The organism is Phocoenobacter atlanticus subsp. cyclopteri, assembly GCF_018343795.1.
GTDB lineage: Bacteria > Pseudomonadota > Gammaproteobacteria > Enterobacterales > Pasteurellaceae > Phocoenobacter > Phocoenobacter atlanticus.
On record NZ_CP074346.1, the window covers coordinates 365,315 to 390,539 of the forward strand.

11 protein-coding genes are annotated in these 25,225 nt (G+C 34.9%); 4 read left to right on the top strand and 7 right to left on the bottom strand.

Translation table 11 applies throughout. The annotated features are described in order from the left end of the window. The first annotated feature begins 20 nt into the window (after positions 1–20). Both rnd and KGI96_RS01760 read left to right on the top strand, forming a co-directional pair. Positions 21–1,142, top strand: a complete 1,122-nt coding sequence (gene rnd / locus KGI96_RS01755) for a ribonuclease D (protein WP_211599279.1) — start codon at positions 21–23, stop codon at positions 1,140–1,142. Positions 1,143–1,294: 152 nt separating this feature from the next. Continuing rightward, on the top strand, positions 1,295–4,660 hold the full coding sequence (locus KGI96_RS01760) for a TonB-dependent hemoglobin/transferrin/lactoferrin family receptor (RefSeq protein WP_211599278.1): 3,366 nt from the start codon (positions 1,295–1,297) through the stop codon (positions 4,658–4,660). Positions 4,661–4,730: 70 nt separating this feature from the next. Here KGI96_RS01760 and KGI96_RS01765 read toward each other — a convergent pair whose 3' ends face one another. From KGI96_RS01765 to yihI, 6 genes are all read right to left on the bottom strand, one after another. Next, complete coding sequence (locus KGI96_RS01765; RefSeq protein ID WP_211599277.1) at positions 4,731–4,988, bottom strand: YcgL domain-containing protein; 258 nt, start codon at positions 4,986–4,988, stop codon at positions 4,731–4,733. A gap of 12 nt (positions 4,989–5,000) precedes the next feature. Next, the gene (locus tag KGI96_RS01770; protein WP_211599276.1) at positions 5,001–6,449 is read right to left on the bottom strand and encodes a replicative DNA helicase; all 1,449 of its coding nucleotides are present in this window, start codon (positions 6,447–6,449) and stop codon (positions 5,001–5,003) included. A 75-nt stretch (positions 6,450–6,524) separates the two neighbouring features. Continuing rightward, positions 6,525–8,858, bottom strand: coding sequence for an LPS assembly protein LptD (gene lptD, locus KGI96_RS01775; RefSeq protein WP_211599275.1), 2,334 nt, complete (start codon positions 8,856–8,858; stop codon positions 6,525–6,527). A gap of 10 nt (positions 8,859–8,868) precedes the next feature. Next, entirely contained in the window at positions 8,869–10,236 is a 1,368-nt protein-coding gene (gene hemN, locus KGI96_RS01780) for an oxygen-independent coproporphyrinogen III oxidase (RefSeq protein ID WP_211599274.1), read from the bottom strand. Then, entirely contained in the window at positions 10,236–10,673 is a 438-nt protein-coding gene (locus KGI96_RS01785) for a DUF2489 domain-containing protein (protein ID WP_213156524.1), read from the bottom strand. Before KGI96_RS01785 ends, hemN begins: the two co-directional genes overlap by 1 nt. 9 nt (positions 10,674–10,682) lie before the next feature. Next, the gene (gene yihI / locus KGI96_RS01790; RefSeq protein WP_211599272.1) at positions 10,683–11,267 is read right to left on the bottom strand and encodes a Der GTPase-activating protein YihI; all 585 of its coding nucleotides are present in this window, start codon (positions 11,265–11,267) and stop codon (positions 10,683–10,685) included. A gap of 192 nt (positions 11,268–11,459) precedes the next feature. On the opposite strand from yihI, the gene KGI96_RS01795 reads away from it, so the two are divergent. Further along, positions 11,460–12,563, top strand: a complete 1,104-nt coding sequence (locus KGI96_RS01795) for an ISAs1 family transposase (RefSeq protein ID WP_213156405.1) — start codon at positions 11,460–11,462, stop codon at positions 12,561–12,563. Positions 12,564–12,626: 63 nt separating this feature from the next. On the opposite strand, the gene KGI96_RS01800 is transcribed toward KGI96_RS01795, so the two are convergent. Next, positions 12,627–13,733 (bottom strand): ISAs1 family transposase, encoded by a 1,107-nt coding sequence (locus KGI96_RS01800; protein WP_213156525.1) that lies wholly within the window; start codon positions 13,731–13,733, stop codon positions 12,627–12,629. 407 nt (positions 13,734–14,140) lie between these two features. Between KGI96_RS01800 and KGI96_RS01805 the strand changes: the two genes are divergently transcribed. Beyond that, positions 14,141–25,144, top strand: coding sequence for an ESPR-type extended signal peptide-containing protein (locus KGI96_RS01805; RefSeq protein WP_213156526.1), 11,004 nt, complete (start codon positions 14,141–14,143; stop codon positions 25,142–25,144). Positions 25,145–25,225 lie beyond the last annotated feature (81 nt).

Consider the following 25,225-nt stretch of genomic DNA (forward strand, 5'->3'; position numbering starts at 1 on the left):
TAACTAAAAGTGAAAATAGAATGAATAAAAAAATAACTTATCAGTGGATTAATTCTCACACAGCCCTTCAAGAAGCTTGCAATCAAGCCAGTTTACAAACAGCAGTAATGCTTGATACTGAGTTTGTGCGTACTCGCACGTTTTATCCTAAATTAGGGCTTATTCAACTTTTTGATGGAAAAACGGTTTATTTAATCGATCCTATGAGTATTGATGATTTTAGTCCTTTTGTAGAATTATTAGCTAACCAAAATATTATTAAAGTCTTGCACGCTTGTAGTGAAGATTTAGAGGTTTTTCAACACTATTTCAATCAAATGCCACAACCAATGTTAGATACACAAATTATGGCAGCATTTTTAGGGCTAGGTACATCAACAGGTTTTGCCAAATTAGTACAACATTATTTAGATATCGAATTAGATAAAGGGGCTTCTCGAACCGATTGGTTAAAACGCCCATTAAGTGAAATACAATTACAATATGCTGCCGCTGATGTATGGTATTTATTGCCCGTTTATCAACAACTACAAACAGAATTTGCAAAAAGTGATTGGCGAGAAGCGATTATTCAAGAATGCCAAGCAGAGATAGATAAACGTAAACAACCCCTTGATGTAGATAAATTGTATAAAAAGATTACCAATGCGTGGCGATTAGAACCACAACAATTGGCGGTATTACAGCTATTAGCGAAATGGAGATATGAAGAGGCGAAAAAACGTGATCTTGCTTTAAATTTTGTGATAAAAGCAGAGCATTTATGGAAAATTGCAGAATTACAACCGAAACATACCGCTACTTTACTTGAATTTATGCACCCCAATGAAGTACGCATTCACGGTAAGAAAATTTTAAAATTAGTTGAACAGGGCAGAGAAGTCGCTCCTGAAAACTATCCCCCTAAAATTACACGATTGGTGGATGAAGAGGGATATAAACAGACGATGAAAGCTTTACAACAAAAACTCAAACAGATTTGTCCTGATAATTTAGATCAAGGTTTACTGGCAAGTAAGCGTCAATTAAACCAGCTATTTGGTTGGATCAAAAAAGGACAAGAGCCTCAACAATTACCTGAATTATTGACAGGCTGGCGGGAAGAATTTGGAAAAGAATTGCAAAAAGTGATGGTAAAGTAACCGCTTGAATTGTTTCACAACAAAATAATAAATCTCAATCAAGAGAGATGGTAGTTTATCTTAATAAATTCACGTATAATTAATAGAAATGCGAACAGTTGTTGTTTGTTTTTCTAATTTTTATCTTATTTATTCATCTTGAGGGAAGTTCTATGCAAATACAGAAAACATATGTTCAAAAAATAATCAATAAAGGGGGGGGAACTAAGCTTTTTTGTTATTCTTTACTCTCCTTATCTATCACTAATGCACTCGCAGAAGAAGCAACACTAGGTACCATTAATGTTATCGATACACCTGAAAGTATTCAAAATAAAAAAGTAGGTGAAACGGTTAAAACAGCAAAAACCTTAGAAAAACAACAAGTTTCAGATACGCGTGATTTAGTGAAATATGAAACAGGGATTTCTGTGGTTGAAAAAGGGCGAATGGGAGCAAGTGGTTATTCGGTACGTGGTGTTGATGAAAACCGTGTAAATATTACGATTGATGGTTTACAACAAGCTCAAACCCTTTCATCACAAGGCTTTAAAGAGCTGTTTGAAGGTTATGGAAATTTTAACAACACACGTAATGGCATTGAAGTTGAAACGGTTAAACAGGTAAACCTAGCCAAAGGTTCAGACTCAACCAAAGTGGGGAGTGGGGCGTTAGGTGGAGCAGTTATTTTTAAAACCAAAGATGCACGTGATTTTTTAATTGGTAAAGATTTTTACTATAAATTTAAAGCGGGCTATGCTTCTGCAAATAATGAGGATATGTTCTCACATACTCTTGCAGGGCGCTATAAAGATTTTGATGCGTTGTTAGTGAGAACTGATCGTGATGGTACGAATTTTGAGAATTTTGGTTATAAACACTATCCTGATATTCCTGAACTGGGCTCACAAGGTCGAGCAAGACAAAAAGCCGATCCTTATACAATAGAGAAAGGCAGTACATTACTTAAATTATCTTATAATCCAAATGAAAATAATCGTTTCACAGTAATGTATGACGATTATAAAAATCATAGTAGAGGAACAGACTGGTCTTACACTTTAGCACCAATCCAAACGGATAGAGATAAACCAGAAAAAGAAACTCGTCATACAAATGATTCCAGTACACGTCGAAATATCGCATTTTCTTTTGAAAATTATTCTGAGACACCATTATGGGATAGCTTAAAAGTAAGTGTTTCTAAACAACGGATTACTCAACGAGCAAAAACAGATGAATGGTGTGATGGTGGAGAACGTTGTGAAGCCGTGTCTAATCCATTAGGTTTACAATTAAAAGATGGCAAACTGTATGATAAAAATGGTAGTGAATTGTCTTTAAAAGAAGTTCCAACGTTAAAAGATGTGTTAAATACCACAACTTGGGAATATGAGAAAAAAGAAGTACCTTTATTAACGTTGGTCGATGCAAAAGGTAAAGAAGTGCCTTATCCTCAGCTAGATAATTATGGAAATAAAAAAAGACAAGCTGATTACTGGGATAGCTCAAATAAGAAAAATGATGTTTGGTTAAATTGCGATGTTCAAAATTGTAATTCAACATTAACATTCTATCGTTTTGAGGGGTCTTGGGGAGAATATCAGTTTAGAAAAGATGATAAACATAGAGCTGTGGTCATTGATTTGAATTCTAATGGAAGAGATATTGATGAAATTAAAAAAGCTCAATTCTCTTGGGAAAATGATAAAAAAATTAAAACACGCTTTAATGTTGAAGACATCAAACGTGGCGGAAAACATTGGAAACAAGTGACGGTTGGTGAAACACGTTGGGTTAAAAAAGGCGATTCATTCTTAGATAAAAATTTTGAAGGCTGGGCTTCTGATCAAGTGAATATTGATGGAAAAAAAATAGGTTATACCACATCTCAGGCTTTTACATTTATCAAACCTGATTCGCCAGGATATAGTACGGATATGTGGACGGATCGTAAGTTAAATACAGATTCAAAACAAATTAAGCTAGATCTTGAAAAGTTTGTAGATGTTAAAGGTATTGAAAATCAGCTTGCTTACGGAGGAATGTATAGCGAAACAGATAAATCAATGGTAAATAGAGCAGGATATAAACCAACAGATATTCATTGGTGGGCACAATATTTTGAAAATATTGATGAAAATGGAAACCCAGTTTGTGTCAATAGTGGAACTTGCCCTTATGAAGGAAAACCAAGTTCGTTCCTGATTCCTGTAAAAACCAAAACAGGAGCGTTGTATTTAACAGATAAAATTCGTGTAAATGATAAAATTGGATTTGATTTAAGTTATCGCTACGATCGAATTGATCATAAACCACACTTTGATCCTAATAAAGATCCAGAGATTCCAAAAGAGTTATTGAGAGATATGTATGTTCAAGGACCTATCAATAAACCACAAGAGCCAAGTAAATGGAGTAATAAATATTACAAACCAGGTACTTATGATCGATTAGATAATTGGGAAGCTTTATTTGAGAAAGATAAAGAACAGTATAAAAAAGATCTAGATATTTATGAAAATAATCCTCAAAAGAATGTTGAGTATTTAGTCAAACGTAATCGTAAATTTACACAGCGTTCTTATAGCTTAGGTACAACCTTAGATCCGCTTGATTTTATGCGTGTACAATTAAAATATTCAAAAGGATTTAGATCGCCAGCATCGGATGAACTTTATTTTACATTTAAACACCCTTATTTCTCAATTATTGCGAATCCTGATTTAGAATCAGAAGAAGCGAGAACAAAAGAAATTGCATTAACTTTCCATAAAGATAATAGTTTTATCCGATTTGGTGCATTTAGAACGAATTATACAAACTTTATTGAATTAGCTTTCAAAGGGTATAAATCATTCACAGATGCTAAGGGTAATACAAGCGGTATTCCTTACCGTACGTATCAAAACCGTAATAACTCTGAGGCAAATGTAAAAGGTTTCAGTGTTGAAGCAAAAGTTTATCTAGCTGATTTATTAGATAAGCCAAATGGATTTAATTTTGGTTATAAATTTGAATACCAAAAAGGGAAAACCTTAGGAATTGATACTGACGGTGCAGGTAATGAAAGAGAGATTTGGCACGCTATTAACGCTATTCAACCTAAGAAACAAATATTCAGTGTCGGTTATGTTTCGCCTGAAAATAATTATGGATTTGATATTTTCTATACTCACGCATCAGCGAAGAAAAAAACGGCAACATATAATCCTTATCACGGTGCTGATCAAGGTATTTTTGAAGCACCAGATGAAGGTATTTATGCGAAGCATTTGAGCCAATCATATGATTTATTTGATGTTATCGGTTTCTATAAACCAATTAAAGGCTTAACCTTACAAGCTGGTATTTATAATTTATTTAACAAAGAATATGCAACTTGGGAGAGCATTCGTTCTATCCGTTCATTCGGAACAAGTAATATGATTTGTAAAAATGTTGCATCTGCATTAGGGTGTAATACAGCAAATCAAGGTATTGAAAGATTCTCAGCACCTGGTAGAAACTTCAAACTTAACGTACAATACGAATTTTAATTAACTGATTGTAATTAAAGTGAATAAATCCTTATTTAGCATTAGTTAAATAAGGATTTTTTATTTGTCTTTAATATTCAGTATTCAATAAACTTTCTGGTAACGGAGGTGCTTGCAAGTAAAATCCCTGCTCTTTGATTGCTTCTAGTACTTTTTGATTTGGGGCGATTTTTAACTGTTTATCTCCCTTAAGATTAAATAACATTGAAAACTGAGGTTTACCAAAAGTGCGTAATAATGCTTTAGGAACTGCATCAAACTGTTCTCTTTTCTCAATATATAAATACATCCCCTCTTTTTTTGAGCTTCTATAAATCGCACAAATCATTGTTTTTTCCTATTATTCATCATAGTTACTGTATAAATTTGGTGCAAGGTTATCAAAGCGAGAGTACTGCCCTTGAAAAGCAAGTTTAACTCTACCGATAGGACCATTACGTTGTTTACCAATAATAATTTCAGCAATGCCTTTTTGTTCTGAATTTTCGTGATAAACCTCATCTCGATAGATAAACATAATTAAATCGGCATCTTGCTCAATAGAGCCTGATTCACGTAAGTCTGAGTTAACAGGGCGTTTATCTGCTCGTTGTTCTAAGCTACGGTTTAACTGAGAAAGTGCAACAACAGGAACTTGTAATTCTTTAGCTAAGGCTTTTAATGAGCGAGATATTTCTGCAATTTCAAGGGTTCGGTTATCTGCAAAACCGGGTGCTTTCATTAATTGAAGATAATCCACCATAATTAAACTTAAACCACCACTTTCTTTATAGATACGTCTTGCACGAGAACGCACTTCCGTTGGCGTTAAACTTGAGCTATCATCAATAAAGATATTTTTACGCTGTTGTAAAATTGCCATCGTACTCGAAATTTTTGCCCAGTCTTCATCATCGGTTAGCTGACCAGTACGAATTTTTGTTTGATCTACTCGTGAAAGAGAAGCCAGCATACGCATCATAATTTGATCCGATGGCATCTCAAGACTAAAAATAAGCACGGGTTTGTTGGGTCTTTTCACCATATTGCCATTTTCATCTTTCTCTTCAATATCAAGCAAAGAGGCATTTTCACATAAATTCATTGCAAAGGTGGTTTTACCCATAGAAGGTCGAGCAGCCACAATAATCAAATCAGAAGGTTGTAAACCAGCGGTTCGTTTATTCAGATCCGTAAAGCCAGTTGAAACACCAGTGACCCCACCATTGTCTTTGTTTTTAGACAGTATTTCAATTCGCTCTAAGGTTGAGTTCAGAATGTCATCAATTTTTTTAGGTCCTTCATCACTTGAAGTGCGTTTTTCCGCAATATGAAAAATAGAGCGTTCTGCTTCATCAAGGACATCTTTAACACTCATTCCTCTAGGATTATAGCTACTTTCTGCAATTTTGTTACTGGCAGTAATCAGCTCTCGACAAATCGCCTTTTCACTGACAATATCTGCATAAGTCAGAATATTGGCCGCACTGGGGGTATTTTTGGAAAGTTCAGCAAGGTAAGCAAACCCCCCTACATCATCCAAAATACCTCTACTTTTTAAATTTTGATCGAGGGTAATAATATCAATAGGCTGATTATGACGAGCCAATTCTACCATCTGTTCAAAAATAAGACGGTGGGCATAATTATAAAAATCACTGGCTTGAACACGTTCTGCCACATTGTCCCAGTGGGCATTATCTAGCATAATACTGCCTAGAATGGCTTGTTCTGCCTCTAATGAGTGGGGAGCAATATTGATTTGCTCTATTTGTTTATCTGTTGATTTATTCGATGAATATTTAGCCATAGTGTAAACTCATAACAAGCGGTATGATCTTTTTTAAAATTTGCAAATTTTTGATCAAATCATACCTCTTAAAAATTAATTAATATCAAATTCTTCAGTATAAGGAATAATACCTTTTTTCAACATTTTAGATACATCAGAGCTATAATCTGAACCAAAACGAAGTTCAAAATTGACCCCAACGCTATTATCATAATATATATCATCTTGATTTCTTGCAGTGCTACTTGGTTTTGGTACTAGATGACGTGAAATATAACCTGACACTTTCCAGCAACAAGTGTTATAGGTAAGCCCGAGTTGACTTTCCACATATTTATCTAAGGCTAAATCTTGATAATGACTCATCATTACGGATACATTATTCGTCACATTCCAACCGAGTACGATACCTGCCTGCTTGATATCTTGATTATATGTTCCTCTACCTTTGCTTAAGTTTTGGTCAATATAATTCTGACTTGCATAACGATAGTTTAGCTGTACTACTTTATCGTGATCAGGCTTATATTGTAGAGAAAGATTAGCCAGTGAAGTTTCTTTTAAACGAGTATCATATTGATAGCTTCCATTTAAGTTCCAATTCTGATCAAATCGCCAGTTTGTTTCCAATGCCCAAGATGTTGAACGATTGGTATGACTATTGGGACTTAAATTATCAATACGAGAGTTAGATAAATAATAAATTTGTCCTAAGCTTAAGTTAAAGTGTTCTTGCCCAGTTTCTTCTTTCATAAAGCGAGTAGTGGCACCCAGTGTAATTTGGTTGGCGGATGCAATACGATCTAGACCGCTATAACGACGATCACTAAACAATGAAAAATAATCTTGCTGTCTTATCATTGAATCATAGCCTAATCCTAAACTACGACGTGCTATTGTACCGATTTTATGCTGATCTTTATAAGGACGATATAAATATTGAATTTGTGGTTCTAAGATTTGCTCAAAGCCTTTAAACAATTGTTTATCTGCTTCTAAAACTGTTTTAAGGTTGACTTTAAATTGCGGTAAAACACGTGTTATATGAGATTTCATTGTGTCCGCTTGTTTTTTGCCTGATTTTTGCCAATATTGAGTGGCATAAAGTTTGGTTTCAAGATTAATACTGCCGTAGTTATTGCTTAATGGCAGGTTTAATTTTGGTTCAATATGTAAACGCCAAGCAGTTGGCATTTCTTTGCTGTCATTATCAAAATAAGTGAGCTGAGAATAAAGACTAAAATCAGCATTTTTCCAAATATCATCTTGATAATAATTAAATTCAACTTGTGGCAATGCACGATAAGGTTTTGCCCCGTCTTCATCAAAAATTTGGAATTTTTTCCCTGCAATAGAGAGGTTATAATTAGGCTGATAATAGCTTAATTTAATATTTTGGGCGACGTGTCCATCGGTACTACTACCATAAGCAGAATTAAAATGAGAAAAATATTGTTTATCACTCACTCTGGTATAATCCATACTTAATCGCCAATCAGAAAGGAAACTGACATTGTGCTTCCAATAAAATAGGTGACGCGAGTGATCTTCGTTATCCCAGTTATGATAACGATCTTTTTTCATATATTCAGCCGCAATAGTACCTTGCCCTAATTTTGTTAAATAACGAAACTCAGGGCTAATTTGCCAACCACGATGAGAGTAGTAAGTTGGGGTAATTGTCATATCCATATTGGGTGCGATATTCCAATAAAATGGCATTTTTAACATTAGCCCTGTTCGACTAGAATGGCTATAACTTGCAGTCAGTAATCCTGAGCGACGACGATCGCCAAGCGGAATTTGTAAATAAGGGGTATAAAATACAGGAACACCTAATACTTTTAAACGCGCGTGCCACATTTCAGCATATTCTTTATCTATGTATTGTGTCATTTCACTGGCATCAATTTGCCACGAATTATCATTAGGCAAACAAGCGGTATAAGTCGCATTTTTTAAAATACGCGTATTATTACGTAATTTAACCTTTTTCGCACTTCCTCGTCCTTGACGTTCCATAAGATGATAATCGACATCAGATAAATTGGCATTTTTTGTCGCTAAATCTAATGATGCCGTTTTACCAGAGGCATTGATTCCTCCATCTTGATAATCAAACTGTTCATCAAGTTTAACAAAACGTCCTTGTTGATTTTGGCTCACCGTAATTTGTTGAGTATTAATGGTTCGATTACCTTGTTTGATGATGACATCACCCGAGTAAATCGCATTCTTATGTTGGTTAAGTGTGGCAGAATCAGACTCAATATAAACAGGTAAATTTCTTTGATCCCCTGTTACTTTCTCACCAGTAAAATGAGGCACATTCAGTAAGCACTGTGTTTTAAGATCGGCTTGAGCATATTGACTATGTAATGCGAACATAATAGCAATAGAGAGTAAAGTATAATTGTTTGGCTTCATATAATTTATCCTAAATAATTCTTGAAAATTGTTGTCTTCTTGCGGAGCCTCTTGAATATATATCAAAACAGAGACAAATATTGCGAATAAGTAAACGTCCTTTCGGTAATACCGAAATGCCTGTTTGAGTAATTTCCAGTAGCTGATCTTCTACTAAAGGAGTCAGTAATTGTAGGTCTTCTTGAAAATAATCCTTAAAATTAATATTATAGATTTCTTCCAAGCGGTCATATTTTAATGAAAAATTACAAATTAACGCTTTGATAACATCTCGACGAATGCAATCATCTTTTGTCATCATTAACCCTTTATGCAAAGCGATATTATTTTTTTCTACTTCTGCATAATAGGTTTTAAGATCTTTTTGATTTTGAGCATAGCTATCGCCTAATAAACTAATGGCAGAGACACCAAGTCCTAATAAATCACACTCTTCTTGTGTAGTATAGCCTTGAAAATTACGGTGTAGTATCCCCTCTTTTTGAGCAATGGCTAATTCATCATCCGGTTTGGCAAAGTGATCCATTCCAATAAATTGATAGCCTGATTTTCCTAAAAATGAAATCGTATTTTGGAAAATAGCCAGTTTTGTTTCAGGTGAAGGCAACATCTCATTTTTAATTTTAACCTGTGCTGCAAAACGGCTAGGTAAGTGAGCATAATTAAACACACTCATACGGTCAGGATTTAATTCCACCACTTTTTTAAGAGTATGTAAAAAGCTCTCAAGTGTTTGTTTTGGTAGGCCATAAATTAAATCTAAATTAACAGAAACAAAACCTAACTCTCTAGCACGCTTAACCAAAGCAAAAATAAAATCTTCGTCTTGTTCACGATTAACTAATTTTTGTACTTCTTTATTAAAATCTTGTACACCCATTGAAAGACGATTAAACCCAATGGAATGCAAATGATCTAACATATCCAGTTCAATTTCACGAGGATCCATTTCAATACTGATCTCGGCATTGTCACTTACATTGAAATTTTCTTTTAATAAATTCATTAAACGAGTAGATTGAGCTTCATCTAAGTAGGTTGGTGTCCCCCCTCCCCAATGAATTTGAGTGACATTACGATTTTTAAACAGCGTTGCACGGGCTAAAATTTCTTTTTCAAGATAGTCTAAATAAATATCGACTTTATGACGATGACGAGTAATGGTTTTATTACACGCACAAAAATAACAAAGTTTATGGCAAAATGGAATATGCACATAAAGGGATAGCGGACGTTTAGGATAACGTGCGACAGCGGTTTTAAAATTATCATCAGTATAATTTTCGCTAAATTCCAATGCGGTTGGATAAGAAGTATAGCGAGGACCTGAATGATTATATTTTTGGATCAGATCGTGATCCCAAACAATATCCGTCATTAAAATTTTTCCATTTCAATCAAAAGTTTACGTAATTCTTGCTTAATGTTATCTTGATATTTTATTTCTGCATTTTCACGTTCTAAATCTAATTTCATTCTTTGATTACGCGCAAGATTTTTACGTTCCTCTAAAATTGGCATCTCTTCGACAACTTTAAATAGCGCCCACATTGAAGTAAAATTTTGCAATTTTGGTTGCCCTAACACATCTAATAAAGGCTTTAAGCGACGAACTCCTTCAGATAAATTGCATTGGTCTGCAAGCATTGAACGAGCAATAATATCAATACTGTTTTTTATATTTAAAAAACGCTCTTTTTTAGCGGTTTGAATAAATTTTTTCTGTTTATGTAATTTAAATAGCAATGATAATGCATAGCCAATCAATGCTAAAATAATCAACAAAGCAAGGATAATCACAAAAAATCTAAACATCACTTTTTCCTAACGAAATTCATTCAAGTTAGCGGTTTCAAATTGACGAAGTAGTGCATTATCGTCTTGTTCTTCTTCCTTAATACCCAATTCAGTCATCAATTCATCGACACGATCTAAACATTCGTCCACAAATTTTTGATCTTCTGCAGATAATGTTTTCCCTTTTTCTAAATCATCCAGAAGTTGATGTAAACATTCATTATTTTCTAATTGTGTTAATTCTAATTCAGGGGCAAGGGTTGGTTTTTGTTCCACCTGCTCTGGCGTTTTTTTCATTGGCGGAATAACTTTTCCTTTTTCAGGTTTATTCACAAATTCCACCATTAACGGCACTTTCTTTTTACTGCCTACACGAGGATCTTTTTTCTCCTGTGAAGTCAATTTTTTGTTCTCTAAAGTCACATTATGACGAGCTCCAGAACTTAATCCTTTATGCTTTTTCTTTTTTTTGTCAAGACGAGCTTGAGCATCTAATTCATAACGATTTTTCTGTTTTTTACTTATGTGACAAGCGTTTAAAGAGCAAGCATTATCGCTTTTTCTTGCGGGCATAATATCACTGATTTTGCGTGTTTTTTTCTTATGAGCCATAGTATTTTCTGTTAGTGAGTTATTTTTAATGTAATTTTTATAAAATATGATCGTGCATTATAGCATAACCAATATTATTAATGTTGAATTATAATTATTTTTTGCAAGACAATCACAGGGCAAGATCATACTTTAATTGAATATAACTTTAATTTATGATCAAATACTCCTTTATATAAAAGGAGACATAAAATGGCATTTATTGAGCACTTTAATCAATTAGAAGATACTCGTTCACATATTAATAAAAAACATGACTTACTGGATATTATATTTCTAACAGTAACCGCCATTTTATCAGGGGCGGAAGGTTGGAAAGGTATTAAGTTATTTGGTGATGAAAAACTCCAGTGGTTACGTAAATTTAGGGCATTTGAAAATGGTATTCCAGTCGATGATACGATTGCTAGGATTGTAAGTTCCCTAGACCCACAAGAGTTAACTCATTGTTTTATGCGTTGGGTTAATGAAATACGAGAAGCCAATGGACAAAGTGTCATTGCATTTGATGGAAAAACACTTCGTCATTCCTTTGATGGTGATAGAAAGACAGCATTACATAGTGTTTCAGCCTATGCAACAGACCAGAAATTAGTGCTGAGTCAAAGTAAATCTAAAGGTAAAAAGAATGAAGTTGAAACGGTTTTAGAGTTGATTGAAATCTTAGAAATAAAAGGAAATATTGTTACTGCTGATGCTATGCATTGCTTGAAAAAAGTGACAAAAGCAATTGATAAAAAAGGCGGTGATTATGTCCTTCAAGTAAAAGATAATCAAAAAAAACTACTGCAAGAAATAGAAAGTTTTTATCATAAAACTCGTCGAGATACACCTGTTTTAATTGAACAAAATAAATTTGAACAGATTGATGGTGAACATGGGCGATTAGAAGAAAGAACCTATACACAATTAGCTGTAACTGACTGGTTAGAACAAACAAATGGTTGGTCAAATTTAAATTCAATTATAGAAGTTGTTAGAAAACGAACAATCAAAGAAAAAAAGAGTGAAGAAGTCTCTTATTATATAAGTTCTTTGCCTGTTGCACCTGAGATAGTAGCAAAAGCAATAAGAAGTCATTGGAGTATTGAAAACAGTTCACACTGGGTACTTGATGTGATTTTTAAAGAAGATGAATCAAGAATTCGTCGAGAAAATGCCCCTGAAAATATGGCGATATTTAGGCGTTTTGCGATGAATTTAGCTCGTTTAAGTCCAATCAAAGATAGTATGAAGAGTAAACTACAACGAGCTGGATGGTCAGATAAAATAAGAGAGCAACTTATATTTGGTTAATTATTGTTCAAGTATGATTTTGCCCTGAAGACAATCAGGGCAACCGCGTACTTTGTCTATAAATTAATCACACACACCAAAAATAAGCTCAGACCTCATTTCATCAGACCAGCCAGCTGATTTCAGCTTGCTTTTCATACTATTTTTAGTTGGATGTAGTCGTGCTAAATTAAGCCCTAAACGCCTAATTATTGCCATATTTTCAACGCCATCCCCCAAATAAATCGTACTATCATCTTCTTTAAAAACAACATCAAGTACCCAATGCGCTTTATTTTCAACTTCCCAATGACCCCTAATATATTTCGCAAAGTCTTCGCAAGGAACATCTAAGCTACTGATATAAAATACTTTTTCTTCACTTTTCTTGCCATTGTCTTCTCTTATCCTATGAACTTGAATAAGGCTTTTAATTCCTGTCCAACCTTGAGATTCCAAAAGCCAATCACTTATTGGTAATTTTGAATAATACCGTTGATCTATTCGACTTCTTTCACAGTTAACTTCTTGAAATTTATCTATTTTTATTGATTTTTCTCGCACTACTTTATGAAAATAACTTTCTATTTCATTTCTAAATTTCTTATGATTATTTTTCAATGGCATCACATAATCGCTCTTCTTTTCTATGATTTTCTTCGCTATTTTCTTTTGCGTATTCATCGCATCTACCGTAATGACGGCTTGATTTAGCTCTAAAATATCTATCATTTCTAGAATGCTTTCATTCTCATTTTTCTTACCTTTGGACTTATTTTGAGCTAAAATTAATCCTCTTGAACAGCTCCAAGCCGTAATACTATGTAGGGCATTATGAGGCTCTAAATGTGAACTGTTTTTTAATGTTTTACCATCTATTGCAATACACTCTTTGCCTTGTGATTTTCGTATCTCATTGATAAAATTAATAAAAATATAATTTAATTTCTCAGGATTTATCCGTCTTACAATACGAGCAATCGTATCATCAACAGGAATACCATTTTCAAAATCTCGGTATTTTCGTAACCATTTTATATTCAATTTACCAAACTGATGAATTTCACTCCATCCTTCTGCACCTGATATTACCGCACTTACGACAAGAAAAATAACATCTAAGAAGTCATGTTTTTTGTTTATATCTTTGCGAGGGTCTTCCAAATCTTTAAAAGCTGATAATATATTCATTTTTACACCTATTTGTTATTGAATAATAGGTGCTATTAGATCATATTTTTAAGAAAAGTGCGATCTTGCCCTGGCAAGACAATTAGACAAGGCATATCTTGTCTCTACGATATTTTAATTCTACAAAAAAACATAGCGGTCACATTAATTCTAAAATTTGCAAATTCAATATTTAACGTAGAGATGTAGTTATAGTAAAGATGTAGCATGCTACGTCTCTAAAAATGTAATCAACAATAATTTAACCTAAATAGAATGATTAATTAAGCATCTTTTGTCGTTTTTATTTTCTTTTTATGTTGTTTTTATTTGCTATGTAATTGTTATAGATGTTAAGCACAGTGTTTATTTTAGACACTAAAAAGTGCCGTTATTGGTGTTAGGACGTTCATTTCAGGAGAACAACTATGAACAAAGTTTACAAAGTTATTTGGTGCAATGCTACACAAACATTCGTTGCTGTATCAGAGCTAAGCAAAGCAAAAGGAAAATCATCCACTACAACAGTGGGAAGTGTGGGGCGTTCTATTTTACCAAATTTCAAATTGGCGACATTGAGTTTAGCATTATTAACCCTTTTTAGCGGACAAGTAATGGCTGGAACTGTTGCTGTTGGAACTAATACAGAGAAAACTGGTGTAAAGTGGGCAGAGCAAGGGCGTGCTCAAGCTGGTCACTCTGCTGTTGCTGTAGGTGATCTTTCTAATGCTGCTCAACAATCAATTGCCGTGGGTAACTGTGCGAACGCGGCTGGAGGACAGTCAGTTGCTATTGGGGGAACAGATGACAAAAATGGAAATTGTCCAAATAGAACTCAGGCAATTGGTGGGCAAAGTATTGCAATTGGTGGAAATGTAATTGCACAGGGACGTTCTTCAGTTGCTATTGGTGGTGATGATACTGTAACAGTAGGAGGAGAACGCGTTACCTATGAAATATATGATAAAAATGGTACTTCAATAGGTCAAGCCTCAAAGACAGTAAAAGATGTTTTTGAGGACGCGACGGGAGTATCTGGGGTAATTGGGAATCGCGCTTATCCAACAACTAAAACAGGTGCAGGAGCTGTTGCAGTTGGTGTATCATCAGAAGCACTAGGTACGTTATCGACTGCTTTTGGGGTTGGAACTAAAATTGAGGAAGATGCTCATTTAGGTTTAGCATTAGGTGCAGGTGCTCACGTATCTAAAATGAATGCTGTTGCCATTGGATCTGGAGCCCAAACAGATGTTGAAGCAAGAAAATATAAAGAAGCAATTGTTGCAGTATTAGACAGTAAAGGTAAACCAACAGGAAAAGAAATTCATTATAAAGGGTTTTCTGGTGGAGCAGAGAATTTACAACCGGGGGATTATGTATCTTTTGGTCAAGAAGGTTATGAAAGACAATTAAAAAATGTAGCAGCAGGGAAAGTAGATAGAGATAGTACAGATGCAGTAAATGGTTCTCAGTTGGTCTCTCTTGGTCAAGCACTAACAGAAGAAATTAATAATATCGAGACCTATTTTCACGTAAATGAGAGTAAAGGAAGTCAAAAAGAGGGAGATGCTGTAACGAACTTAGGTGGTATTAGGGATAAAGCTGGGGCAAAAGGTAATTATTCTATAACTGGCGGTGTTGAAGCCGTCGCTAGTGAAAAGTTTGGGATAAGTCTCGGTTATAAAAGTTCTGTATTAAAACGAAATGGTGTTGCATTGGGATCTAATTCATCGGCTACGGAAGAATATGGCGTTTCTATTGGTTCGTATGCAGAGACAAGTAACGTTGGTGCAGTTGCACTGGGTCCTTCAGCAAATGCTTCTGTTGAAAGAGGGGTAGCGCTTGGTGCGAATTCAAATGCTGACCGTGAAGGTTTTGCAAGCGGAGTAACAGTAGAAACTGCGGATAATGCCACTTTTGGTGGTAATAAAGTTTATGCAATGCGTTCAGCACTTGCTGGAGATAAAACAGGTGTTGTTAATACCGTTAGTACTAATGATACAGGCGCTGTTTCCGTTGGTAGTGCTGACAGAAAGCGTCAAATTATTAATCTTGCAGCAGGTTCAGAAGATGGAGATGCAGTAAATGTTGCTCAATTAAAAGCGGTGGCAAATACAACAGAAGGGTATTTCCACACTAATGATGGCACAACAACTCAAGCTACAGGTGATGCTAATACCAATTTAGGTTTTATTAATGAAAAAGCAGGTGCGACAGGCACACATTCTGTAACCGCAGGTGTTGATGCAAAAGCAACAGGAGATTACGGTTCAATGGCTTTAGGGTATCAAGCTTCTTCTTCAGAAGATGGTGCTGTGGCGATTGGTCAAGAATCGAAATCTAAGGGTGCCAGTTCCGTGGCAATAGGGTATGACACTTCAGCAGCTAATATTGGGGCGATGGCATTAGGAAGAAAAGCGGTATCCGAGAATAGTGGTATTGCAATGGGGAATGAATCTCACTCGCAAGGTTTAAGTGGGATTGCTGTTGGTTATCAATCTGTAGCAATAGGGGATAATTCTGTTGCTGTGGGAAAACTGACCAATGTTGTTGGTGGCGGTAGTACTGCTGTTGGTTTTCAAGCAAAAACCAGTGATAGGCTTAGTACGGCATTAGGACAAATGGCTTGGGCTGAAGGATTAGAGAGTTTGGCAGTGGGGTCATTTACTAAAGCAGCGGGAGCTCAGAGTATTGCGATAGGGAATGATGTACACGCTGATGGAGAAAGAACCATTGTTATAGGGAGTCGTGAAAGAGGAACTGATAGCTATGATGCTGTTAATGACTCAGCAAGTTCAGGAAATATGGCAATTGCTATCGGTAGTGGTAATACGCTTAATTCTAATGATAAATTAGCCGAAGCCGATGGAAATTATTCTATCGCATTAGGCACCAGTGCAAAAACTGAAACAACGGCGGTTGAAGGTATTGCAATTGGACGTGGAGCGAATGTTACAGGTGAAAAATCTATTGCTATTGGTTCTGGAAATACGGTAAGCGGTAATAACTCAGGTGCCTTTGGGGATCCAAGTATCATAAGTGGCGATAATTCTTATAGTTTTGGTAATAATAATACTATTGCAAATACGAATACTTTTGTATTAGGGAATGAAGTGACAACGGTTACGAATAATTCTGTTGTTTTAGGTAACCTTTCTAAAGATGAAGTTGCTGTTGCAGTGATAGAAGGAATTATTAATGGTGTGACTTATGGCAATTTTGCTGGCATTGGTGCACCAGAAAATGGTGTGGTGTCTGTGGGCGATGTAGGAAAAGAAAGACAAATTGTAAATGTCGCAGCTGGTGAAATTTCAGCAACATCAACCGATGCCATCAATGGTTCTCAATTACACGCAGTCGCCAAAAAATCAGCGTGGACACTTCAAAAAGAGGGTGAAGATGTAGATAAAGTGGCGGGTGATATTGTCAATTTTGCAAAAGGCAATGGTGTGGTTGTTAATATTACTAAAGAGGAAGGAAAAGCAGGAAAACCAGATGTGAATACTATTACTTTTGATATTGATCAAACAGAATTACCTCAAACAAAAGTAGCTGAAGGTAAAAACATTGAAGTAACACCTGAATTTGATGGTCAGGCAGGGAATACGATTTATACTGTTGATGGACATAAAACTACTATCACTAGAGGAGATATGATCGATGTTGAATATTTCCCAAGTAATAATGGTTTTGATCACGATTATAAAATTTCATTAAATGAGGATACACAAAAGAAAATTAATGCACTGAGTAAAAAAGTATTTGGCTTAAATGCGGATAATCAGGCAGAACAATCAATAAAATTAGGGGATACGATTAATATCCGAGCAGGTAATGCAGATGATACTTCAACCAAAAATCTAAAAACAGAAGTGAATGGTAGCACTGTTACTATTAGTATGAAAAATAAACCTGTTTTTGAAGAAGTAACAGCGAATAAAGTGACGATAAATAATGCTACAACAAGTGGAAAAGATGCGATTAATAAAAAGTATCTTGATGATCAATTAGGTAATACCTTTAAACTGACCGATCAATCTGGTGACTCAACGGCAACGCAGACACTAAATAAAGAAGGTGGCTTAGACTTTAAACTTGTTGGTGGAGAGGGTATTGAAACTAAAGCAGTCGCAGGAAGTAATCAAGTTAAAATTAAACTTGATACTGAAACAAAAGCGAAGATTGATAAAGTTAATACTATTGAAACGGATGTTACCACATTAAAAGAAAGAAAAATTTCATTGGGTGGGGATACAAATTCTGAAACAAATGAACAAAAATTAAGCAAGGATATCAAGTTTGATATTGTTGGAAGCACAAACAGTGCAATCCAAACTAATGCTTTAGATGATAAAGTTGAACTGAAAGTATTGGTGGATGATAAAACGATTGAAATTGCGAAGAATAAACTTCAAGCCAAAACAACAGACTTTGATCCTAGTACTGATGGTACAGTCGCAGCTGATAATGAAGATGCTCTAGCGACAGCGGGCGATATTGCAACGGCAATTAATAATTCAGGCTTTATTGCCAAAGCGACAAAAAGTGAAGGCAAAGTAGACGGTAGTAGAAAGCATAAAGTTGCAACAGGAACAACATTACAATTTGATGCAGGTAAAAATATCAAAATCAAGCAAGAAGACGGTAAATTTACTTTCTCAACCGTTGATGCACCAGAATTTGAAAATGCAACAGTTAAAAATGTTGATTTAAGTGATAATGATGCAGTGGTTAATGTTAAAGAATTAAAAGCGGCTAAAAAAGACTTAACTGATGTAGTTGATAATTTAGGGAATAATACCATTCAGTTAGCAGGTGTAGTTGATAATTTAGGGAATAATACCATTCAGTTAGCAGGAAATGATGGTGAAACAAAAACTAATCTGCTTAACCAACAAGGTGGCATCAAGTTTGGTATTGAAGGTGAAAACGGTGGTGAGATTGTAACTGAAGCCAAAAATACCAATAAAGTTGTACTTAAATTAAATCAAGCAACAAAAGATAAATTAGCTAAATTAGATGAAAATAAAAATTTATCTGATAAAGCGGATAATGATTTATCAAATATTACCAATGATGGTAAGAAAAATATTACTAAGTTAGGAACTATTGTTGAAGCGGCGGATAACAGTGTTGATGTGTCTGCTCCAGAAGTAGATTCAATAACAGGACAAAAAACCTATAAAGTAAAAGTTGCAACCACTACTTTGCTAACAGGTCCAACTGGAAAAGTCATCACACCGATAGGAGCAGAAGCAACTAAAATTGCGATAGCAGGTGATGTAGCAAATGCGATCAACAAAGCAAGTCATAAAGTTAAAGTCTCAAACTCTAAACTTCAAGTCACTGAACAAGATGGTGTGACGACAATTGCAACGGGTGAAACTTTAGAAATTGAAGCAGGTAAAAACTTGGTGCTTAAAGCTGATGCAGGTAAGAAGTTACAATTATCTACTGCAAGAGAAGTTGAGTTTGATAAAACAACTGTAGGTAATGTTGTAACAGATAGTGCAACAAATAAAATCACAGGTTTAGGAGCAGGAACTGATGATAAAGATGCAATAAACTTTAAACAATTAAAGGATAATGCAAAATCAATCGCTAATATATTAGGCGGTGGTTCAACCGTTAATCCTAATGGCTCTATTATCGCACCGACACTTGAAGTGGTTGACCCAGTCACTGGAAATAATACAGCACCGACAACTGTTGCAGAGGCAGTTAAAGATCTAAGTGATGCAGTTAATAATCCGTTATATGTAAAAGCAGATGTATTATCAGGAACGGCAAAAGAACAATCAAGTGCACAAAAATTAGGCTCAACACTTCAAATATTAACAGGTAAAACATCTAATGGTACGTCTGGTGATAATTTAGAAACAAAAGTTGTAGACGGAATAGTTACCATTTCAATGAAAGATAAATCTTTGTTTGAAGAAATTCAAGCAGGTAAAAAAGATAGTCCGATTACTATTGGTACCAAAAATGGTAAAAATGTAATTTCTGGATTAGATAGTACATTGCCAACAGGGGATACCAATGCCACTGTACCAATATTAACCAATGTTCAAAAAGGTCAAGCAGCAACACTTGGTGACATAATTAATGCAGGTTGGAATTTACAAGTTGAAGGTGCGAATGCAGACTTTGTTAAACCTTATGATACTGTAAACTTTGTTGCAAAAGAGAACAGTGGTATTACTGTTAATGAAAAAGCTGATTCAACAGGCACTAAAACAAATATTGAAATTGGTTTAGAGCGAGGTGAAATTGTTTCCTCACCAAATGCACAAGGAACAAATGGTTTTGTAACAGGAGTTCAAGTCGCTGAAGCAATCAATAATTCTGGCTTTAAATTAAAAGCTCAAAAAGGTGATGGAGAGCTGGGTACATCTAGTACTACAGAGACTGATCACGAGCTTATCAATCCAAATGATGAAGTAATTATTGAAGCAGATAAAAATATCAAAATAACACAGAAAAAAGGTGTTATTGAGATTGCAACAAAAAATACGGTTCAATTTGACAAGGTGAAAGTTGGTGATATTGAATTAGATAAAACTAAAGGTATTAATGCAGGTAATAAGAAAATTACAGGAGTTGCTCCAGCAACAATTGGAGATAACTCAACGGATGCAGTAAATGGTTCACAACTTAAAGACTTAGCGGATCAATTAGGTTTAACACCAGATGCAACAGGTAATGCTTTTGTGACACCAATATTAACTCAATTAGAAAATGCAGATGGAACAAAATCAGTTACACCAACTAATTTGGTTGAGAGTATAAATCAAGTAACAGCAAAAGTTAATGAAGGAATCAACTTCGGTGCAGGCAACTCCACCAAAGGCAACCAAAAATTAGGATCAACCTTTGAAGTGGTTGCGAGTGATAAAGTTGCTGGCGAAACTTATTCGGAGAAAAATCTAACCACTACATACATAAAAGATTCAAATGGTAACGGTAAAATTTTAATCGAAATGAATGAGAAACCAGAATTTAAAAAATTATCTATTGAAGGTTCAACAGTTAAATTAACGAAGGATGGTTTAGATAATGGTGGAAATACAATTACTAATGTTGCAGCGGGCGATGATGATACAGATGCAGTAAATGTATCTCAATTAAAAGATGTTGCTAATCAAACTGCAGATAATAATCCATTTGAATATACCAATGTAGATGGAGATAAATTAGTTAAAGTAGGTGATAAATACTTTAAAGCTGGTTCAGATGGAAAACCAACTACAGAAGAAGTTGCAAAAAATGGTGTAAATGTATCCGCTAAGGGAAATGCTAAACCATTAAAAAACATTAAGAGTGTAATGGGTAATAACAATGGTGATGGTGTAATTACTACGGATAAAGCAAAAACTGCAGTAGGTGATTTATTGACCAAAACAGGTGACTTAAATCAAGCAGCCACAGCAGGTGATTTACAGACTTTAGCACAAGCAGGTTTAGATTTTGCGGGTGATAATAGAGCTGTGACTATTCATAAAGAATTAGGTAAAAAACTGGATGTTGTCGGTGGAGCAGACAAAACCAAATTAACGGAAAATAACATTGGTGTAAATGCGATTGATGGTAAGTTAAAAGTACAACTTACGAAAGAGTTGAAAGGTTTAACTTCTGTTGAAACTATAGATGCTGCTGGTAATAAAACTGTTCAAAATGGTAAAGGTTTAACGATTACGTCAGAAAATGGCACTGCTCCAGTGTCATTAACGGATAAAGGGTTAGATAGTGGTGGTAATAAAATTACTAATGTTGCTACTGGAACTGAAGGTACAGATGGTGTTAACTTCAAACAGTTGATAGATAGAACAACAGAGATTGCTAATGCATTGGGTGGCAATACTACTGTTAATCCCGATGGTTCTATTTCTGCACCAAGATTTAGTTTAACTAATGGAATGCCAGCAGAGGGTAACCCCAAGAAAGTGTATGATACTGTAGATGATGCTTTAATTGCATTGGATACAGCAGTAAATGCACCAATCACGTTTAAAGCGGATGAATATGCAGATACAAAGGCTGATGGTTCTCAACAAAAACTTGGTTCAGAGTTTGAAATTCTTGCAGGTAATGCCACAGAGACTTCTACGAAGAACTTAAAAACAAAAGTTGAAGATAGCAAAATAATCATTTCAATGAGTGAAAAACCTGAATTCAAGAATGTTACTGCAACAGAAGGTATGACTATTGGTAAAGGTGATGATGCTATTGAAATGACTCCAATAAAAACCACTGCAATAAATAAAACAGGAAATCAAGGACCAGTAAATGCAGTAGATATGAAAGGTTCAACATTTACAGGGCTTGCAAGTAATGTTGCACCAGTAATAAATGAAAACATAGTCGCTAACCCTAATTTTTCACCTACACAACGATCAAATGTAGCGACATTAGGTGATGTGTTAAATACTGGCTGGAATTTGGAAGTTGCAGGAGCATCAGCAGATTTTGTTAAATCTTATGATACGGTAAACTTTGTTGGAAAAGAGGGTGTGACAGTTACTGAAAAAATAGGTTCAACGGATAACAAAACAACGATTGAAATAGCAATAGCTAAAGGTGATGTTACAACCAATACGGATACTGGATTTGCAGAAACAGAGAAATTATATGGATTTGTATCAGGTTTACAAGTGGCAGATGCGATTAACTCAGCATTCTGGAAAACAGGCACAGGAGCTTCAGAAGACGGTGGCGTAGTTGAACCAGCAGATGAAGTTAAAGTTAAAACTGGAAGTAAAGTAGAATTTACATCTGGTAAAAATATGAAAGTGAAACAAGTTAATACTGCTAATGGTGTTAAGTATGTTTATACAACTAAGGATAATGTTGAGTTTAATTCTGCAAATATTGGTGGAACAGCAATAGATAAAGATGGAATTAACTTAAATGACAAGAAAATAAAGGGAGTTAAGAAAGGAACTGAAAATGCTGATGGTGTAAATTTAGGTCAAATTAAAGACATCTCTAATTCAGTCGCTGATACCTTTGGTGGTAGGAAAGTGGTTAATCCAGATGGAACAGTATCAACTGAGTTTGGTGTTCCAGGATTAGCAGGTGGACCATTTGATAATGTTGGTGATGCGTTAAGAGAATTAGGTGCAGAATTAGATAAAGGTCACGAATTCCAAGGTGATTTTGCGGATACTTCAGATGTAGATGGATTCTTAAAACGTAAACCTGGTGAGCGTTTAGTTGTTAAGGGCGGAAAAACCGTAGCTAGCGAATTAACAGAAGGAAATATTGGAGTAGCAACATTCTCTGATAATACAATGTGGATTAAGTTAGCTAAAGACTTGAAACTTACAGCTGATGGTAGCGTCAATTTTAATGGAACTAATCTTGATAAAGATGGTTTAGAAATTAAAGATGGTCCTAAATTTACTAAGACTGATATTGATGCAAGTGGTTTACAAATTCACGGTGTTAAAGCAGGTGAGCAAGGAACTGATGCAGTTAACGTATCACAATTAAAAAGAGTTCAAGCAGAAATAAAAGAGAAGTTGATGCTTGATGATATTCAAGTTAAGAAAGCAGGTGAAAATTATGCTGATAGCAAGACATTTGGTTTAAAAGGTGCTGACGGCAAAAAAGTTGAAAAAATGGTTGATAATGTTATTGAAATTGTTGGTGCTGATAGTAATATCTTAACAACAGTGAAAGATAATAAATTAACGATTAAACTTACTGATACTTTAACGGATATTAAGAAAGTAACAGGTTTAGACGATCATTTATCGCCTGTAACCAATGCAACTAAGCAAGGTGTTAAACCGACTGATTTGGCAACAACAGGTAAAGATGCAGCAAAAATTAATGACTTGATGAATGCTGGTTGGAACTTAGAAGTTGCAGGAGAAGAAAAAGACTTAGTAACCGCTTATGATACCGTTAATTTTGAAGGTGAAGGCCCTGTAACTGTTACTCACGAAGTGAAAAACGGTAAGCAAAATATCAAGATTGGTATTAAGAAAGGTGAGTTAGAAACAGATGCTAATGGTAATGTAATTGTCAAACCAGAAAAAGAGGGTTTTGTAACAACACAAGATGTGGCAGATGCGATTAATGGTACAGGCTTTAACTTATCTACTAATGGTACGGATGCTAAACTTATCAAATCTGGTAACAAAGTAGATATGAAAAATATAGATGGAAATCTTGTTATTTCTCATAAAGACATTGTTGAGGCGGGTAAAGTTGTTGGACAAGAAGTTAATTACGACTTAGCAAAAGATATTAAGCTTGATACTGTTGTTGCTAAGAAAGAGTTAATGATTGGTGAAGGCGCTGATTCAATTACGTTAGCATCAGCTAAAACAACCAATGTGAATGGTATTAATAACCAACCAGCATTAGATTTAGGCGGTAAATCAATTACTGGTTTAGCAGATAATCTTGTTCCAACCGAAGGTAAACAAGAACAAGCTGCTCCAAATACAAATGAAGTTAATGGTAAAAATGTAGCCACTGTCAATGACGTGATGAATGCAGGCTTTAACCTAACAGTGAATGATGTAGCAAGAGATTTTGTGAAAGCTTACGACACAGTAAACTTTGTTGACGGTAATATAACTAAAGTCACCATTAGTGATACCAATGAAATTAAAGTTGATGTTGATATAACACAATTACCTGTTGTTTATACTGATAAAGTGGGTAACAAAGTTGCGAAATGTAAAGATGGATTCTGGTATAAACTGAATGACAATGGTTCATTAGATTTAGCACAGATAAAACCAGAAGATGTAAAAGTAACAATACAGTCTCCGTCGGGAGATACAAAAACTGGTACTAAATTAACCAATGTGGCTAGTGGATTAGTTGATAAAGATGGGAAAACTGTTACAGAACCACGTAAAGCCGTAGCAACAAATGCTGTAAATGCAGGTGATTTGGCTAATGTTCAGGATGATGTAAATGATAATATTGCAAACATTAATAATCTTAATAAAATTGTTGGTGGAACAGATGCTAATGGACAACCTATTGATGTTGCTGATGATTTAAAAACGTATGATGTAGAAGGGCAAACTGCAACCAATAATACGGTTGTTTCAGCTATCAAAAATATGAATGAAGGTGGCATTAAATACTTCCATACAAATGATGATAGTGGTCAAAAAATTGATGGTGTAGTAGCTAATACTGAAGATTCAAGTGCTTCAGGGAAAAATTCTACAGCAATTGGTCGTCAAGCTTCAGCAACAGCCGAAAATACGATTGCCTTTGGTCATGGTTCTCAAGCAACAGCTGAAAATTCAATTGCCATAGGTACGGGTAATATTGTTAATGCTAAAAAATCAGGTACATTTGGCGACCCAAGCTATATCAGTGCAAAAGCAGGTAAAGATGGTAAGGGTGATGATGTAGAAGGAAGTTACTCTATTGGTAATAATAATGTTATTAATAGTTAAAATACTTCTGTATTAGGTAATAACGTCAATAATTCAGGAAAGAAAGATGTTGATGGAAAACCGATTGCTCAAGGTGATACT

Bases quoted from the DNA above. Each gene is read 5' to 3' on its own strand.
- rnd (WP_211599279.1), top strand. From the start codon at position 21: ATGAATAAAAAAATAACTTATCAGTGGATTAATTCTCACACAGCCCTT.
- KGI96_RS01760 (WP_211599278.1), top strand. From the start codon at position 1,295: ATGCAAATACAGAAAACATATGTTCAAAAAATAATCAATAAAGGGGGG.
- KGI96_RS01765 (WP_211599277.1), bottom strand. From the start codon at position 4,988: ATGATTTGTGCGATTTATAGAAGCTCAAAAAAAGAGGGGATGTATTTA.
- KGI96_RS01770 (WP_211599276.1), bottom strand. From the start codon at position 6,449: ATGGCTAAATATTCATCGAATAAATCAACAGATAAACAAATAGAGCAA.
- lptD (WP_211599275.1), bottom strand. From the start codon at position 8,858: ATGAAGCCAAACAATTATACTTTACTCTCTATTGCTATTATGTTCGCA.
- hemN (WP_211599274.1), bottom strand. From the start codon at position 10,236: ATGACGGATATTGTTTGGGATCACGATCTGATCCAAAAATATAATCAT.
- KGI96_RS01785 (WP_213156524.1), bottom strand. From the start codon at position 10,673: ATGTTTAGATTTTTTGTGATTATCCTTGCTTTGTTGATTATTTTAGCA.
- yihI (WP_211599272.1), bottom strand. From the start codon at position 11,267: ATGGCTCATAAGAAAAAAACACGCAAAATCAGTGATATTATGCCCGCA.
- KGI96_RS01795 (WP_213156405.1), top strand. From the start codon at position 11,460: ATGGCATTTATTGAGCACTTTAATCAATTAGAAGATACTCGTTCACAT.
- KGI96_RS01800 (WP_213156525.1), bottom strand. From the start codon at position 13,733: ATGAATATATTATCAGCTTTTAAAGATTTGGAAGACCCTCGCAAAGAT.
- KGI96_RS01805 (WP_213156526.1), top strand. From the start codon at position 14,141: ATGAACAAAGTTTACAAAGTTATTTGGTGCAATGCTACACAAACATTC.